The sequence below is a fragment of the Pseudomonas sp. PGPR40 genome (assembly GCF_022014505.1).
Lineage (GTDB): Bacteria > Pseudomonadota > Gammaproteobacteria > Pseudomonadales > Pseudomonadaceae > Aquipseudomonas.
The window spans coordinates 143,697-156,467 of the sequence record NZ_JAKLSP010000008.1 but is presented as its reverse complement, the minus strand read 5'-3'; the positions used below and the strand labels follow the sequence as shown (position 1 = coordinate 156,467).

12 protein-coding genes are annotated in these 12,771 nt (G+C 57.0%); 11 read left to right on the top strand and 1 reads right to left on the bottom strand.

Annotated features, from left to right (window positions below; all coding sequences use genetic code 11):
• Positions 1-38: 38 nt before the first annotated feature.
• Entirely contained in the window at positions 39-821 is a 783-nt protein-coding gene (gene map / locus MEB48_RS09675) for a type I methionyl aminopeptidase (RefSeq protein ID WP_018927020.1), read from the bottom strand.
• Positions 822-1,194: 373 nt separating this feature from the next.
• Here map and rpsB point away from each other — a divergent pair, with 373 nt between their 5' ends.
• The 11 genes from rpsB (at position 1,195) to lpxD (ending at position 12,731) form a co-directional block, all read left to right on the top strand.
• Positions 1,195-1,932: a 30S ribosomal protein S2 gene (gene rpsB / locus MEB48_RS09670; RefSeq protein ID WP_237884002.1), complete on the top strand. Its 738-nt coding sequence runs from the start codon at positions 1,195-1,197 to the stop codon at positions 1,930-1,932.
• 190 nt (positions 1,933-2,122) lie between these two features.
• Entirely contained in the window at positions 2,123-2,986 is an 864-nt protein-coding gene (gene tsf / locus MEB48_RS09665) for a translation elongation factor Ts (protein WP_095054163.1), read from the top strand.
• A gap of 210 nt (positions 2,987-3,196) precedes the next feature.
• Positions 3,197-3,940 carry a UMP kinase gene (pyrH, locus tag MEB48_RS09660; RefSeq protein WP_003172271.1) on the top strand — a complete coding sequence of 248 codons (744 nt, stop codon included), beginning with the start codon at positions 3,197-3,199 and terminating at the stop codon, positions 3,938-3,940.
• Positions 3,937-4,494: a ribosome recycling factor gene (frr, locus tag MEB48_RS09655; protein WP_007907979.1), complete on the top strand. Its 558-nt coding sequence runs from the start codon at positions 3,937-3,939 to the stop codon at positions 4,492-4,494. Before pyrH ends, frr begins: the two co-directional genes overlap by 4 nt.
• Positions 4,495-4,507: 13 nt before the next feature.
• Positions 4,508-5,263 carry a polyprenyl diphosphate synthase gene (gene uppS / locus MEB48_RS09650; RefSeq protein WP_237884000.1) on the top strand — a complete coding sequence of 252 codons (756 nt, stop codon included), beginning with the start codon at positions 4,508-4,510 and terminating at the stop codon, positions 5,261-5,263.
• Positions 5,263-6,069, top strand: coding sequence for a phosphatidate cytidylyltransferase (locus MEB48_RS09645; RefSeq protein WP_237883998.1), 807 nt, complete (start codon positions 5,263-5,265; stop codon positions 6,067-6,069). The genes uppS and MEB48_RS09645 overlap by 1 nt, the downstream gene beginning before the upstream one ends.
• The gene (gene ispC, locus MEB48_RS09640) at positions 6,066-7,256 is read left to right on the top strand and encodes a 1-deoxy-D-xylulose-5-phosphate reductoisomerase (protein WP_237883996.1); all 1,191 of its coding nucleotides are present in this window, start codon (positions 6,066-6,068) and stop codon (positions 7,254-7,256) included. Before MEB48_RS09645 ends, ispC begins: the two co-directional genes overlap by 4 nt.
• 51 nt (positions 7,257-7,307) lie before the next feature.
• Positions 7,308-8,660 (top strand): sigma E protease regulator RseP, encoded by a 1,353-nt coding sequence (rseP, locus tag MEB48_RS09635; protein WP_237883994.1) that lies wholly within the window; start codon positions 7,308-7,310, stop codon positions 8,658-8,660.
• Between the two features lie 72 nt (positions 8,661-8,732).
• Positions 8,733-11,123 carry an outer membrane protein assembly factor BamA gene (gene bamA, locus MEB48_RS09630; protein WP_237883992.1) on the top strand — a complete coding sequence of 797 codons (2,391 nt, stop codon included), beginning with the start codon at positions 8,733-8,735 and terminating at the stop codon, positions 11,121-11,123.
• A gap of 45 nt (positions 11,124-11,168) precedes the next feature.
• Positions 11,169-11,672: an OmpH family outer membrane protein gene (locus MEB48_RS09625; RefSeq protein ID WP_007907155.1), complete on the top strand. Its 504-nt coding sequence runs from the start codon at positions 11,169-11,171 to the stop codon at positions 11,670-11,672.
• 3 nt (positions 11,673-11,675) lie between these two features.
• Entirely contained in the window at positions 11,676-12,731 is a 1,056-nt protein-coding gene (lpxD, locus tag MEB48_RS09620) for a UDP-3-O-(3-hydroxymyristoyl)glucosamine N-acyltransferase (RefSeq protein ID WP_237883990.1), read from the top strand.
• Positions 12,732-12,771: the final 40 nt, after the last annotated feature.

The window sequence follows — 12,771 nt, the reverse complement described above, 5'->3', positions numbered from 1 at the left end:
CTTTCCTTTCTATAAGGCTGGGAACGGAGCGGGCGGGATCAGGCCGAAACGCGCGGGATGGTATCGTCGCTGCGCAAAGTGAAGATCTCGTAACCGGTATCGGTCACCAGCAGGGTGTGTTCCCACTGTGCCGACAGCTTGCGGTCCTTGGTAATGGCGGTCCAGCCGTCGCCCAACACCTTGGTGTCGGCTTTGCCCTGGTTGATCATCGGCTCGATGGTGAAGGTCATGCCGGCTTTCAGTTCCATGCCAGTGCCGGCACGGCCGTAGTGCAGGATCTGCGGCTCTTCGTGGAACACTTTGCCGATGCCATGGCCGCAGAATTCGCGAACCACCGAGAAGCCGTTCTTTTCCGCGTGCTTCTGGATCACCTCACCGATATCGCCCAGGCGGCAGCCGGGTTTGACCAGTTCGATGGCCTTGTACATGCATTCCTGAGTCACCTGGGACAGACGCTCGGCCCAGACTGGCACGGTACCGACGTGGAACATGCGGCTGGTATCGCCGTGGTAACCGTCCTTGATCACGGTGACGTCGATGTTCAGCGTGTCGCCATCCTTCAACGGTTTCTCGTTCGGGATGCCGTGGCAGACCACATGGTTGATCGAGGTGCAGATCGACTTCGGGAAGCCTTTGTAGTTGAGCGGGGCAGGAATGGCTTTCTGCTCATTGACGATGTAGTCGTGACAGATGCGGTCCAGCTCTTCGGTGGTGACACCCGGCTTGACATAATCGGCAATCATTTCCAGCACATCGGCGGCCAATTTGCCGGCGATCCGCATTTTTGCGATGTCCTCTGGGGTTTTGAGGGTGACGGTCATACAGGCTCTCTTTGCGCTCAATGGCGCCTTCTAAAACGAAATGGGCATTGCGCGAACAAATATCACGGCCCTGAAAAACGCGATTCTACCAGACGATCAGTGCAAATCTGAGCCTCTGTGCATCGCTTCTCTCTATAGGATGGCGCATTCTGTGGGGATTCCAAGGTGGGCCTCGAAAGCATTCGCCAGGTTTTCAGAATCCGGGTTCCGTTTTTGCCTGCCCTGTGGTATAAAATGCGCCGCTTTCCGGGGATACCCTGAAAAGCTTAAATCCACACACGTGTCGACACGATGACCTGGGTGCCTTCAGCTGATGCTGCTGGTTGGTCATTGGGATACGTGGAGGCCAAACCCGACTTATTAAGGAACTATCATGTCCCAAGTCAACATGCGCGATATGCTGAAGGCCGGTGTGCACTTCGGTCACCAGACCCGTTACTGGAACCCGAAAATGGGTAAATACATTTTCGGCGCGCGTAACAAGATCCACATTATCAACCTTGAAAAAACCCTGCCAATGTTCAACGAAGCTCTGACTTTCGTAGAGCGTCTGGCCCAGGGCAAAAACAAGATCCTGTTCGTCGGCACCAAGCGTTCCGCTGGCAAGATCGTTGCTGAAGAAGCAGCACGTTGCGGTTCGCCGTACGTCGATCACCGCTGGTTGGGCGGCATGCTGACCAACTTCAAAACCATCCGTGCTTCCATCAAGCGTCTGCGTGACCTTGAAGTGCAAGCCGAAGACGGTACTTTCGCCAAGCTGACCAAGAAAGAAGCGCTGATGCGCTCCCGTGACCTGGAAAAGCTGGATCGTTCCCTGGGTGGTATCAAGGACATGGGCGGTCTGCCAGACGCTCTGTTCGTTATCGACGTTGATCACGAGCGCATCGCGATCACCGAAGCCAACAAACTGGGCATCCCGGTTATCGGCGTAGTCGATACCAACAGCAGCCCGGAAGGCGTTGACTACATCATCCCAGGCAACGATGACGCAATCCGCGCTATCCAGCTGTACATGGGTTCGATGGCTGACGCTGTTATCCGCGGTCGCAACCACGTTGCTGGCGGTACCGAGCAGTTCGTTGAAGAAGTTCCGGCGGCAGCAGCTGAGTAATTGACGCCCTGGCGTTGACTCAGTAAGCAAAAAGGGGGCTTGGCCCCCTTTTTGCCACCTCGAAAACCGTTTGTCGGCCCCGCACTTGCAGAGCTGTAACGTGCAGCGGCTTACAACGGTGGTTCGGGAAGAATTGATCGCCCGTTCGATCGGGTGGAATGGTTGAAAACCTATCCAAGAGGATTTTGAAATGGCAGAGATTACTGCAGCGTTGGTCAAAGAACTGCGCGAGCGTACTGGCGAAGGCATGATGGATTGCAAAAAAGCCTTGACCAAGGCTGGCGGCGACATCGAAAAAGCCATTGATGATATGCGTGCTTCGGGCGCCATCAAGGCTGCCAAGAAAGCAGGCAACGTAGCTGCTGAAGGCGCAATCGCTCTGAAAGAAGACGGTAAATCCGCCGTTCTGCTGGAAGTGAACTCGCAGACCGACTTCCTGGCCCTGCAGGACGACTTCAAGGAATTTGTTGCTGCAAGCGTTGAAAAAGCGTTCGCCGACAAGCTGACTGACGTTGCTCCGCTGATCGAAGCTCAAGAAGCTGCTCGCCTGGTACTGGTCGGCAAGGTTGGCGAAAACGTCAACATCCGTCGTCTGACACGCGTTGAAGGTGACGTTGTCGGTGGCTACCTGCACGGCAACAAGATCGGTGTTGCAGTTGTCCTGAAAGGCGGCGACGTTGAGCTGGCCAAGGACATCGCTATGCACGTAGCGGCCACCAACCCTGAATTCCTGCTGCCATCGGAAGTTTCCGCTGAAGCGATCGAACGCGAGAAAGGCGTGTTCCTGACGCTGAACGCTGACAAGATCGCCGGCAAGCCGGAAAACATCGTTGAAAACATGGTCAAAGGCCGTATCAGCAAGTTCCTGGCCGAAGCTAGCCTGGTTGAGCAGGCGTTCGTCAAGAACCCTGAAATCAAGGTCGGTGAACTGGCCAAGAAAGCCGGCGCTGAAATCGTTTCCTTCACCTACTTCAAAGTAGGCGAAGGCATCGAGAAGCCGGTCGACAACTTCGCTGAAGAAGTTGCTGCCCAGCTGGCTGCTGCCAAGTCGTAAGACAGTTTTTTAACTGTCGCCCTGAAGAGGCTGCCCGCTCACGCGCGCAGCCTCTTTTCAGATGGGTTACCAACTTTTATTTGGTTTCCATTTGGAACTGGCTTACAAAGTCATGTTCCGATGGCGCTGAAGCAGCGCCAAGCTAGAGTGAACGCCAGCTGTAAACAGCTCGCAAAGAATTTTTAAAATACGCCGCAGGAGAGATTCGCAATGGCTCAGCAGGGCAGTGGTTATCAGGCTCGCTATAAACGCATTCTACTCAAGCTTAGCGGCGAGGCCTTGATGGGCTCGGAAGAGTTCGGGATCGACCCCAAAGTTCTGGATCGCATGGCGCTGGAAGTTGGCCAACTGGTCGGCATCGGTGTTCAGGTCGGTCTGGTGATCGGTGGCGGCAACCTGTTCCGCGGCGCGGCGCTCAGCGCGGCGGGCATGGATCGGGTCACTGGCGACCACATGGGCATGCTGGCCACTGTGATGAACGCCCTGGCGATGCGCGATGCGCTGGAACGTGCCAATATCTCGGCCATCGTGATGTCGGCCATTTCCATGGTTGGCGTGACCGATCACTACGATCGCCGCAAAGCCATGCGCCACCTGAACGCCAAGGAAGTCGTGATTTTTGCGGCCGGCACCGGTAATCCGTTCTTTACCACGGATTCGGCAGCCTGTTTGCGTGCAATCGAAATCGACGCTGACGTTGTGCTCAAGGCAACCAAGGTCGATGGCGTGTACACGGCTGATCCATTCAAAGACCCGCATGCCGAGAAGTTCGATCATCTGACTTATGATGAAGTACTGGATCGCAAGCTGGGTGTAATGGATTTGACGGCTATTTGCTTGTGCCGCGACCACAAGATGCCGTTGCGCGTATTTAACATGAACAAGCCCGGCGCCCTGCTGAACATCGTACATGGCGGCGCTGAAGGGACCCTGATCGAGGAAGGCCAACAATGATCAACGAAATTAAAAAAGACGCTCAAGAGCGCATGAAAAAATCCGTCGAATCGCTGGCGCACAACTTTGGCCGTATTCGTACCGGTCAGGCGCACCCGAGCATTCTTGAAGGCGTGATGGTGCCGTATTACGGTTCGGACACTCCGATCAAGCAAGTGGCGAACATCACCGTTAAAGACGCCCGTACCCTGCAAGTGGTTGCCTTTGAGCGCAACATGCTCGGTGCCGTCGACAAGGCTATCGGTAGTGCTGGTCTGAACCTCAACCCGACCAACCTGGGTGAGTTGCTGCTGATCTCCATGCCGGCCCTGACCGAAGAAACCCGCAAGGGTTTCACCAAGCAGGCTCGCGATGTCGCCGAAGATGCCCGCGTTGCTGTACGAAACATCCGTCGTGATGCGAACAGCCAGCTCAAGGATCTGGTCAAGGAAAAAGAGATCAGTGAAGACGAAGAGCGTCGCGCCACTGGCGAAATTGATGATCTGACCAAAAAGTACGTGGCTGAAATCGACGCGAATTTGGCCCAGAAAGAAAAAGACCTGATGGCCGTATAAGGGTCGCGTTTTAATGGATAAGACAAAGCAGACTGCACCGTCCCCGGTGCCGCGCCATGTCGCGATCATCATGGATGGTAATAATCGTTGGGCGAAAAAACGCTTTATGCCGGGTGTCGCCGGGCATAAAGCGGGTGTGGATGCAGTACGTGCAGTGATCGAGGTGTGTGCCGAGGCCAAGGTTGAAGTACTGACCCTGTTCGCCTTCTCCAGCGAAAACTGGCAGCGCCCGGTCGATGAGGTCAGTGCCTTGATGGATTTATTCTTCAGGGCGTTGCGTCGCGAGGCCAAGCGCCTCAACGACAACAACATCAGTTTGCGCATCATTGGCGATCGTTCGCGTTTTCACCCGGAGCTTCAGGCCGCCATGCGCGAAGCCGAGGCGATGACCGTTGGCGCCAATCGCTTTATCCTGCAGATCGCCGCCAACTACGGCGGTCAGTGGGATATCGCGCAAGCCGCGCAGCGTCTGGCCCGCGAAGTTCAGGCCGGGCATCTGCGTCCGGAGGACATTACTCCTGAGCTGTTGCAAACCTGTCTGGCGACCGGTGATCTGCCGTTGCCGGACTTGTGCATCCGTACCGGTGGCGAGCATCGCATCAGCAACTTCCTGCTGTGGCAACTGGCCTACGCCGAACTGTACTTCTCCGACCTGTTCTGGCCGGACTTCAAACACGACGCCATGCGCAATGCGCTGGCGGATTTCGCTTCTCGCCAGCGTCGCTTCGGTAAAACGAGCGAGCAGGTCGAGGCTGGAGCCCGGGTTTAATGCTTAAACAACGAATCATCACGGCGCTGATCCTGCTGCCGATTGCCCTGTGTGGGTTTTTCCTGCTCGAAGGGTCCGGTTTTGCGCTGTTCATTGGGCTGGTGGTGACGCTCGGCGCGTGGGAGTGGGCGCGCCTGGCGGGTTTTGCTGCTCAGTCGATTCGCGTTGCCTATGCAGCTGTAGTCGCGTTGGTGCTGTTTTTCATGCACGTCCTGCCGGGGCTCGCGCCTTGGGTGTTGGGCGCTGCAGTGCTCTGGTGGGGTGTGGCCACATACCTGGTCTTGACCTATCCACAGTCCAGCGAACACTGGGCCAGTGCCGCCTGCAAACTGGTGATCGGTTTGTTGATTCTGTTACCGGCCTGGCAAGGTCTGATCCTGATCAAGCAGGAACCCTTGGGCAATTGGCTGATCATGGCGGTGATGGTGCTGGTCTGGGGGGCCGATATCGGTGCGTACTTTTCCGGTCGGGCCTTCGGCAAACGCAAACTCGCGCCACAGGTCAGTCCTGGCAAGAGCTGGGAGGGCGTTTACGGCGGCTTGCTGCTGAGTCTGGTGATTACCGCAATCGTCGGTTTTGTGCGGGACTGGAGTTTCGCTCAGATGCTGATGGGGCTGTTCGGTGCCGCAATCATCGTGTTCATTTCAGTGGTGGGTGACCTCACTGAAAGCATGTTCAAGCGCCAGTCGGGGATCAAGGACAGCAGTAATCTGCTGCCCGGCCACGGCGGCGTACTGGACCGCATCGATAGTCTGACGGCGGCGATTCCGGTATTCGCCGTGCTGCTGTGGATGGCCGCGCCGTGAGCCGCCCGCAACAGATTACCGTGCTGGGTGCGACCGGCTCGATTGGTCTGAGTACCCTCGACGTCATTGCCCGTCACCCCGAGCGTTATCAGGTTTTCGCCTTGAGCGGTTTCACTCGCTTGAGCGAGTTGCTGGCGCTGTGTGTGCGTCATGCGCCGCGCTTCGCTGTCGTGCCGGAATCTGGCGCTGCCCGGGGCTTGCAGGACGATTTGCGCGCGGCCGGTCTGTCGACCCGCGTTCTGGTGGGGGAGGAGGGCTTGTGTCAGGTCGCCTCCGATCCGGAAGTCGATGCGGTAATGGCGGCCATTGTCGGTGCGGCGGGCCTGCGTCCAACGCTGGCGGCAGTCGAAGCCGGCAAGAAGATTCTTCTGGCCAATAAAGAAGCGCTCGTGATGTCTGGTGCGCTATTTATGCAGGCCGTGCGTAAAAGTGGTTCGGTGCTGCTACCGATCGACAGCGAACACAACGCGATCTTTCAGTGCATGCCACAGGATTTCGCTCGTGGACTTGGCGCGGTGGGTGTGCGTCGGATTTTACTGACAGCCTCTGGCGGCCCGTTCCGGCAGACACCGATGGCCGAATTGGTGCATGTTTCCCCCGAGCAAGCGTGTGCGCACCCGAATTGGTCCATGGGGCGCAAGATTTCGGTGGATTCGGCCAGCATGATGAACAAAGGGCTCGAGCTGATCGAGGCCTGCTGGCTGTTCGACGCCACGCCCTCCCAGGTCGAAGTGGTGATTCATCCGCAGAGCGTGATTCATTCGCTGGTCGACTACGTCGATGGTTCGGTATTGGCACAGTTGGGCAATCCGGACATGCGCACACCCATCGCCAATGCCCTGGCCTGGCCAGAAAGAATCGACTCGGGTGTTGCGCCGCTGGACCTGTTCGCCATCGCTCGCCTGGATTTTCAGTCGCCCGATGAAGAGCGATTCCCTTGCTTGCGCCTTGCACGTCAAGCCGCCGAGGCTGGCAACAGCGCACCGGCCATGCTCAATGCCGCGAATGAGGTAGCTGTGGCGGCCTTTCTCGACGGACGGGTTCGCTACCTGGAAATCGCGAGTATTATCGAGGAAGTGTTGAGCCTCGAGCCTGTGGTTGCGTTAGACGATCTCGAGGCAGTGTTTACGGCCGATGCGAAAGCACGGGTACTGGCCGGGCAATGGTTGAGCCGTCACGGGCGATAAGTGCTGCGATAGTGGCCCCATGCAGCACGGATAGGATTGCGGAGAAAGTACATGAGCGCGCTCTATATGATTGTCGGCACCCTGGTAGCGCTGGGTGTGCTGGTCACCTTCCACGAATTCGGCCATTTCTGGGTCGCGCGTCGATGTGGGGTCAAAGTGCTGCGTTTCTCCGTGGGCTTTGGCATGCCGCTGCTGCGCTGGTACGACAGCAAAGGCACTGAATTCGTGGTCGCCGCCATCCCGCTGGGTGGCTACGTGAAGATGCTCGACGAGCGCGAAGGCGAGGTTCCGGCCGATCAGGTCAATCAATCCTTCAATCGCAAATCTGTCCGTCAGCGCATCGCCATCGTCGCGGCCGGCCCGATCGCCAACTTTCTATTGGCGATGGTGTTTTTCTGGGCGTTGGCAATGCTCGGCAGCGAGCAGGTGCGGCCGGTTATCGGTGCGGTCGAATCTGGCAGTATTGCCTCCAAGGCAGGTTTGAGCCCGGGTCAGGAAATTATCGCCATCGATGGTGAGCCAACCTCCGGCTGGGCCGCAGTGAATCTGCAACTGATCCGTCGTCTGGGTGAGAGCGGTTCCCTTCAATTGCTGGTCCGTGAACAGGGTTCCACGGTGGATTCGCCCCGTGAACTGGTGCTGGACAAGTGGCTCAAGGGCGCTGAAGAGCCAGATCCGATTCGCTCGCTGGGTATTCGTCCCTGGCGTCCGGCGTTGCCTCCAGTACTGGCCGAATTTGATCCGAAAGGGCCGGCGAAAGCTGCGGGCCTGAAGACCGGGGACCGCTTGTTGGCCCTTGATGGCAAGGCACTGGACGACTGGCAACAAGTAGTCGACATCGTCCGTAAGCATCCAGATACCAAGATCATGCTGCGCGTCGAGCGCGATGGTGCTCAAATCGACGTCCCTGTGACCTTGGCCGCTCGCGGCGAGAGCAAGTCGCCCAATGGTTATCTGGGCGCCGGGGTGAAAGCGGTCGATTGGCCACCAGAGATGATTCGCGAAGTCAGTTATGGTCCGGTGGCTGCGATTGGCGAGGGTGCCCGACGCACCTGGACCATGAGCGTACTGACCCTCGATTCGCTCAAGAAAATGTTGTTCGGCGAGCTCTCGGTAAAAAACTTGAGTGGACCGATAACCATTGCTAAAGTGGCGGGCGCTTCTGCCCAGTCGGGCGTCGCTGATTTCCTGAATTTCCTTGCTTATCTGAGTATTAGCCTGGGGGTTTTGAATTTGCTGCCCATTCCTGTACTGGACGGGGGGCATTTGTTGTTTTATCTGATCGAGTGGGCGCGTGGTCGCCCCTTGTCGGATCGGGTGCAAGGTTGGGGGATACAGATCGGCATCAGTTTGGTGGTCGGGGTGATGTTGCTTGCTCTGGTCAATGATCTAGGTCGACTGTAACGCTTCGCTGAATTGCGAATCTGCCGCATTTTGCGGCAGTTTTTATTGCCAGTTGGAATAAGAAAGGACTTCATGAAACGTCTGCTGCTAACTGCGGTTCTCACCGTATTGATGATCGCCGAAGTTCACGCCGAGTCCTTCACTATCTCTGATATTCGCGTCAATGGCCTCCAGCGGGTCTCCGCGGGGAGTGTCTTTGGTGCCTTGCCGTTGAACGTCGGCGAACAGGCGGACGATCGTCGTCTGGTGGAATCCACTCGTGCATTGTTCAAAACCGGGTTCTTTCAAGATATCCAGCTGGGTCGCGATGGCAACGTCCTGGTCATTACTGTAGTCGAGCGTCCATCGGTCGCCAGTATCGAGATCGAAGGCAACAAGGCGATCTCCACTGAAGACCTGATGAAGGGCCTGAAACAATCCGGCCTGGCCGAAGGCGAGATTTTCCAGCGCGCCACCCTCGAAGGTGTACGTAACGAGCTGCAGCGCCAATACGTCGCTCAGGGTCGCTATTCGGCTACAGTCGACACCGAAGTGGTGCCGCAGCCACGTAACCGTGTCGGGTTGAAGGTCAATATCAACGAAGGCACCGTTGCGGCTATCCAGCACATCAACGTGGTGGGTAACACTGTCTTCCCTGATGAAGACCTGATCGACCTGTTCGAACTCAAGACCAGCAACTGGCTGTCGTTCTTCAAGAACGATGACAAGTACGCCCGCGAAAAACTCTCCGGTGACCTGGAGCGCCTGCGCTCCTACTATCTGGATCGCGGCTATATCAATATGGATATCGCTTCGACCCAGGTGTCTATCACCCCGGACAAGAAACACGTCTACATTACCGTCAACATCAACGAAGGCGAGAAGTACACCGTTCGTGACGTCAAACTCAGCGGTGACCTGAAAGTACCTGAAGACCAGGTCAAGTCCCTGCTGCTGGTTCAGAAGGGCCAGGTATTCTCGCGCAAGCTGATGACCACTACCTCCGAACTGATCACCCGTCGCCTGGGTAACGAGGGTTATACCTTCGCCAACGTCAACGGCGTGCCTCAGCCTCATGATGACGACCACACGGTCGACATCACCTTCGCTGTCGATCCGGGCAAGCGTGCTTACGTGAACCGCATCAACTTCCGGGGCAACACCAAGTCCGAAGACGAAGTGCTGCGCCGTGAAATGCGTCAGATGGAAGGCGGTTGGGCGTCGACTTACCTGATCGATCAATCCAAGACCCGTCTGGAACGCCTGGGCTTCTTCAAGGAAGTCAACGTTGAAACACCGGCTGTGCCGGGTGTCGACGACCAGGTAGACGTGAACTATAGCGTTGAAGAGCAGGCGTCCGGTTCGATTACCGCCAGCGTCGGTTTCGCCCAGAGTGCCGGCCTGATCCTCGGCGGCTCGATCACCCAGAACAACTTCCTCGGTACCGGTAACCGAGTCAGCGTCGGCTTGACCCGCAGCGAATACCAGAGCCGCTATAACTTCGGTTATGTCGATCCCTACTGGACTGCTGACGGTGTAAGCCTGGGTTACAACGCTTTCTACCGCACCACCGACTATGATGAGCTTGATGCCGAGCTCACCAGCTATGCGGTAGATAGCTTGGGTGCAGGCGTGAACGTTGGCTATCCGATCAGTGAGACTTCGCGTCTGACCTTCGGTCTGTCGGCACAGCAGGACGATATCAAGACCGGCCAGTACACCGTTGACGAGATTTTCGATTTCGTTAACCGCGAAGGCGACAGCTACCTGAACTTCAAGGCTTCGGCCGGTTGGTCCGAGTCCACCCTGAACAAGGGCGTACTGGCGACCCGTGGTCATTCCCAGAGCCTGACTCTTGAAGCAACGACGCCTGGTAGTGACCTGTCGTTCTTCAAGCTCGACTACCGTGGTCAGTTGTTCCAACCGTTGACCGAAAACTACACCATGCGCCTGCACACCGAGCTGGGCTATGGCGATGGTTACGGTTCGACCGATGGCTTGCCGTTCTATGAAAACTACTATGCTGGTGGTTTCAACTCGGTGCGTGGCTTCAAGGACAGTACTCTTGGTCCTCGCAGTACCCCTAGTCGCGGCGCAGATGTGACGGGGAACGCTGGTACGGTCCGCGACCCGGACCAGGATCCGCTGCCATTCGGTGGTAACGTGCTGATCCAGGGTGGTGTCGAGGTGCTGTTCCCGTTGCCATTCGTCAAGGATCAACGTTCTCTGCGCACGTCCGTCTTCTGGGACGTGGGTAACGTATTCGATTCCAAGTGCGAAAAAACAACAAACGCCAATGTCGGTTCAACCTCTCAAACAGAGTGCAACGACATCAGCCTGAGCAACATGGCAAGCTCCGTCGGTGTCGGCGTGACCTGGGTCACCGCACTGGGTCCTTTGAGCTTCGCACTGGCCATGCCGATCAAGAAACCGGATGAAGCTGAAACTCAAGTGTTCCAATTCTCCCTCGGCCAGACGTTCTAAGCGTCTGACCCAAGATAACGACAATGGATTTTGTAGGAGTGCATCGTGCGTAAGTTGACTCAATTGGTTCTCCTGGCGACCGTACTGGTCGCAGGTCCGGCTTTTGCCGACATGAAAATCGCCGTTCTGAACTATCAGATGGCACTGCTGGAATCCGACGCGGCGAAAAAATACGCCGTGGATGCCGAGAAGAAGTTCGGCCCGCAACTGACCAAGCTCAAAAGCCTGGAAAGCAGCGCCAAGGGTATCCAGGATCGTCTGATGGCCGGCGGTGACAAAATGCAGCAAGGCGAGCGTGAGCGTCTGGAGCTTGAGTTCAAGCAAAAGGCCCGTGATTTCCAGTTCCAGTCCAAGGAACTGAACGAAGCCAAGGCCGTTGCCGACCGTGAAATGCTGAAACAGCTCAAGCCGAAACTGGACAGCGCTGTGGAAGAAGTCATCAAGAAAGGTGCTTTTGACCTGGTCTTCGAGCGTGGCGCAGTGATTGATGTCAAACCGCAGTACGACATCACTCGCCAGGTTATCGAGCGCATGAATCAGCTGAAGTAACCCATGACAGCGACTATAAAGCTCGGCCAGTTGGCCGAGTTCCTCGGCGCCACGTTACGTGGCGACCCGAAGAAAGAAATTACTGGGCTAGCCACTTTGCAAGAGGCTGGCCCAGCTCAGTTGAGCTTTCTGGCAAATCCTCAATACCGTAAATACCTGGCTGGCAGTCAGGCCGCAGCTGTATTGCTGAAGCCCGCTGACGTTGAAGGTTTTACCGGTGATGCACTGGTAGTCCCGGATCCGTATCTGGCCTACGCGCGCGTTTCCCACCTGTTCGATCCAAAGCCCAAGGCGTCTGCCGGTATTCATCCGACGGCGGTGGTGGCGGCGGATGCAGTGGTCGATCCGGCGGCGAGCATCGGTGCTTTTGCGGTGATCGAAAGTGCAGCGCGTATTGGCGCAGATGTGACCGTTGGGGCTCATTGCTTTATCGGTGCGCGCAGCGAAATCGGCGAGGGCGGCTGGTTGGCCCCGCGCGTCACGCTGTATCACGACGTGCGAATCGGTAAACGGGTGGTGATTCAGTCCGGTGCCGTGCTCGGCGGTGAAGGCTTCGGTTTTGCCAACGAGAAAGGTGTCTGGCAGAAAATCGCCCAGATTGGCGGGGTCTCGATCGGCGATGACGTGGAAATAGGCGTAAATACCGCTATCGATCGCGGCGCACTGGCCGATACCGTTATCGGCAATGGTGTGAAGCTCGACAACCAGATTCAGATTGCCCACAACGTTCAGGTCGGTGACCACACCGCCATGGCCGCGTGTGTGGGGATCTCCGGCAGCACCAAAATCGGCAAGCATTGCATGCTCGCCGGTGGCGTAGGGCTGGTGGGGCATATCGAGATTTGCGACAACGTTTTCCTGACCGGGATGACCATGGTGACTCACTCGATTACCGAGCCGGGCTCCTACTCTTCCGGTACGGCGATGCAACCGGCGGCCGAATGGCGCAAAAGCGCGGCACGTATCCGTCAGCTCGATGACATCGCGCGACGTCTGCGACAGCTGGAAAAGCGTGTAGGGGACGTGACCCCTGACGGTAATGCTTCATCAGATGGCTGATACCATTTCCATATCAAGTGTGCACAGCCGCTAGACTGCC

Bases quoted from the DNA above. Each gene is read 5' to 3' on its own strand.
- map (WP_018927020.1), bottom strand. From the start codon at position 821: ATGACCGTCACCCTCAAAACCCCAGAGGACATCGCAAAAATGCGGATC.
- rpsB (WP_237884002.1), top strand. From the start codon at position 1,195: ATGTCCCAAGTCAACATGCGCGATATGCTGAAGGCCGGTGTGCACTTC.
- tsf (WP_095054163.1), top strand. From the start codon at position 2,123: ATGGCAGAGATTACTGCAGCGTTGGTCAAAGAACTGCGCGAGCGTACT.
- pyrH (WP_003172271.1), top strand. From the start codon at position 3,197: ATGGCTCAGCAGGGCAGTGGTTATCAGGCTCGCTATAAACGCATTCTA.
- frr (WP_007907979.1), top strand. From the start codon at position 3,937: ATGATCAACGAAATTAAAAAAGACGCTCAAGAGCGCATGAAAAAATCC.
- uppS (WP_237884000.1), top strand. From the start codon at position 4,508: ATGGATAAGACAAAGCAGACTGCACCGTCCCCGGTGCCGCGCCATGTC.
- MEB48_RS09645 (WP_237883998.1), top strand. From the start codon at position 5,263: ATGCTTAAACAACGAATCATCACGGCGCTGATCCTGCTGCCGATTGCC.
- rseP (WP_237883994.1), top strand. From the start codon at position 7,308: ATGAGCGCGCTCTATATGATTGTCGGCACCCTGGTAGCGCTGGGTGTG.
- bamA (WP_237883992.1), top strand. From the start codon at position 8,733: ATGAAACGTCTGCTGCTAACTGCGGTTCTCACCGTATTGATGATCGCC.
- lpxD (WP_237883990.1), top strand. From the start codon at position 11,676: ATGACAGCGACTATAAAGCTCGGCCAGTTGGCCGAGTTCCTCGGCGCC.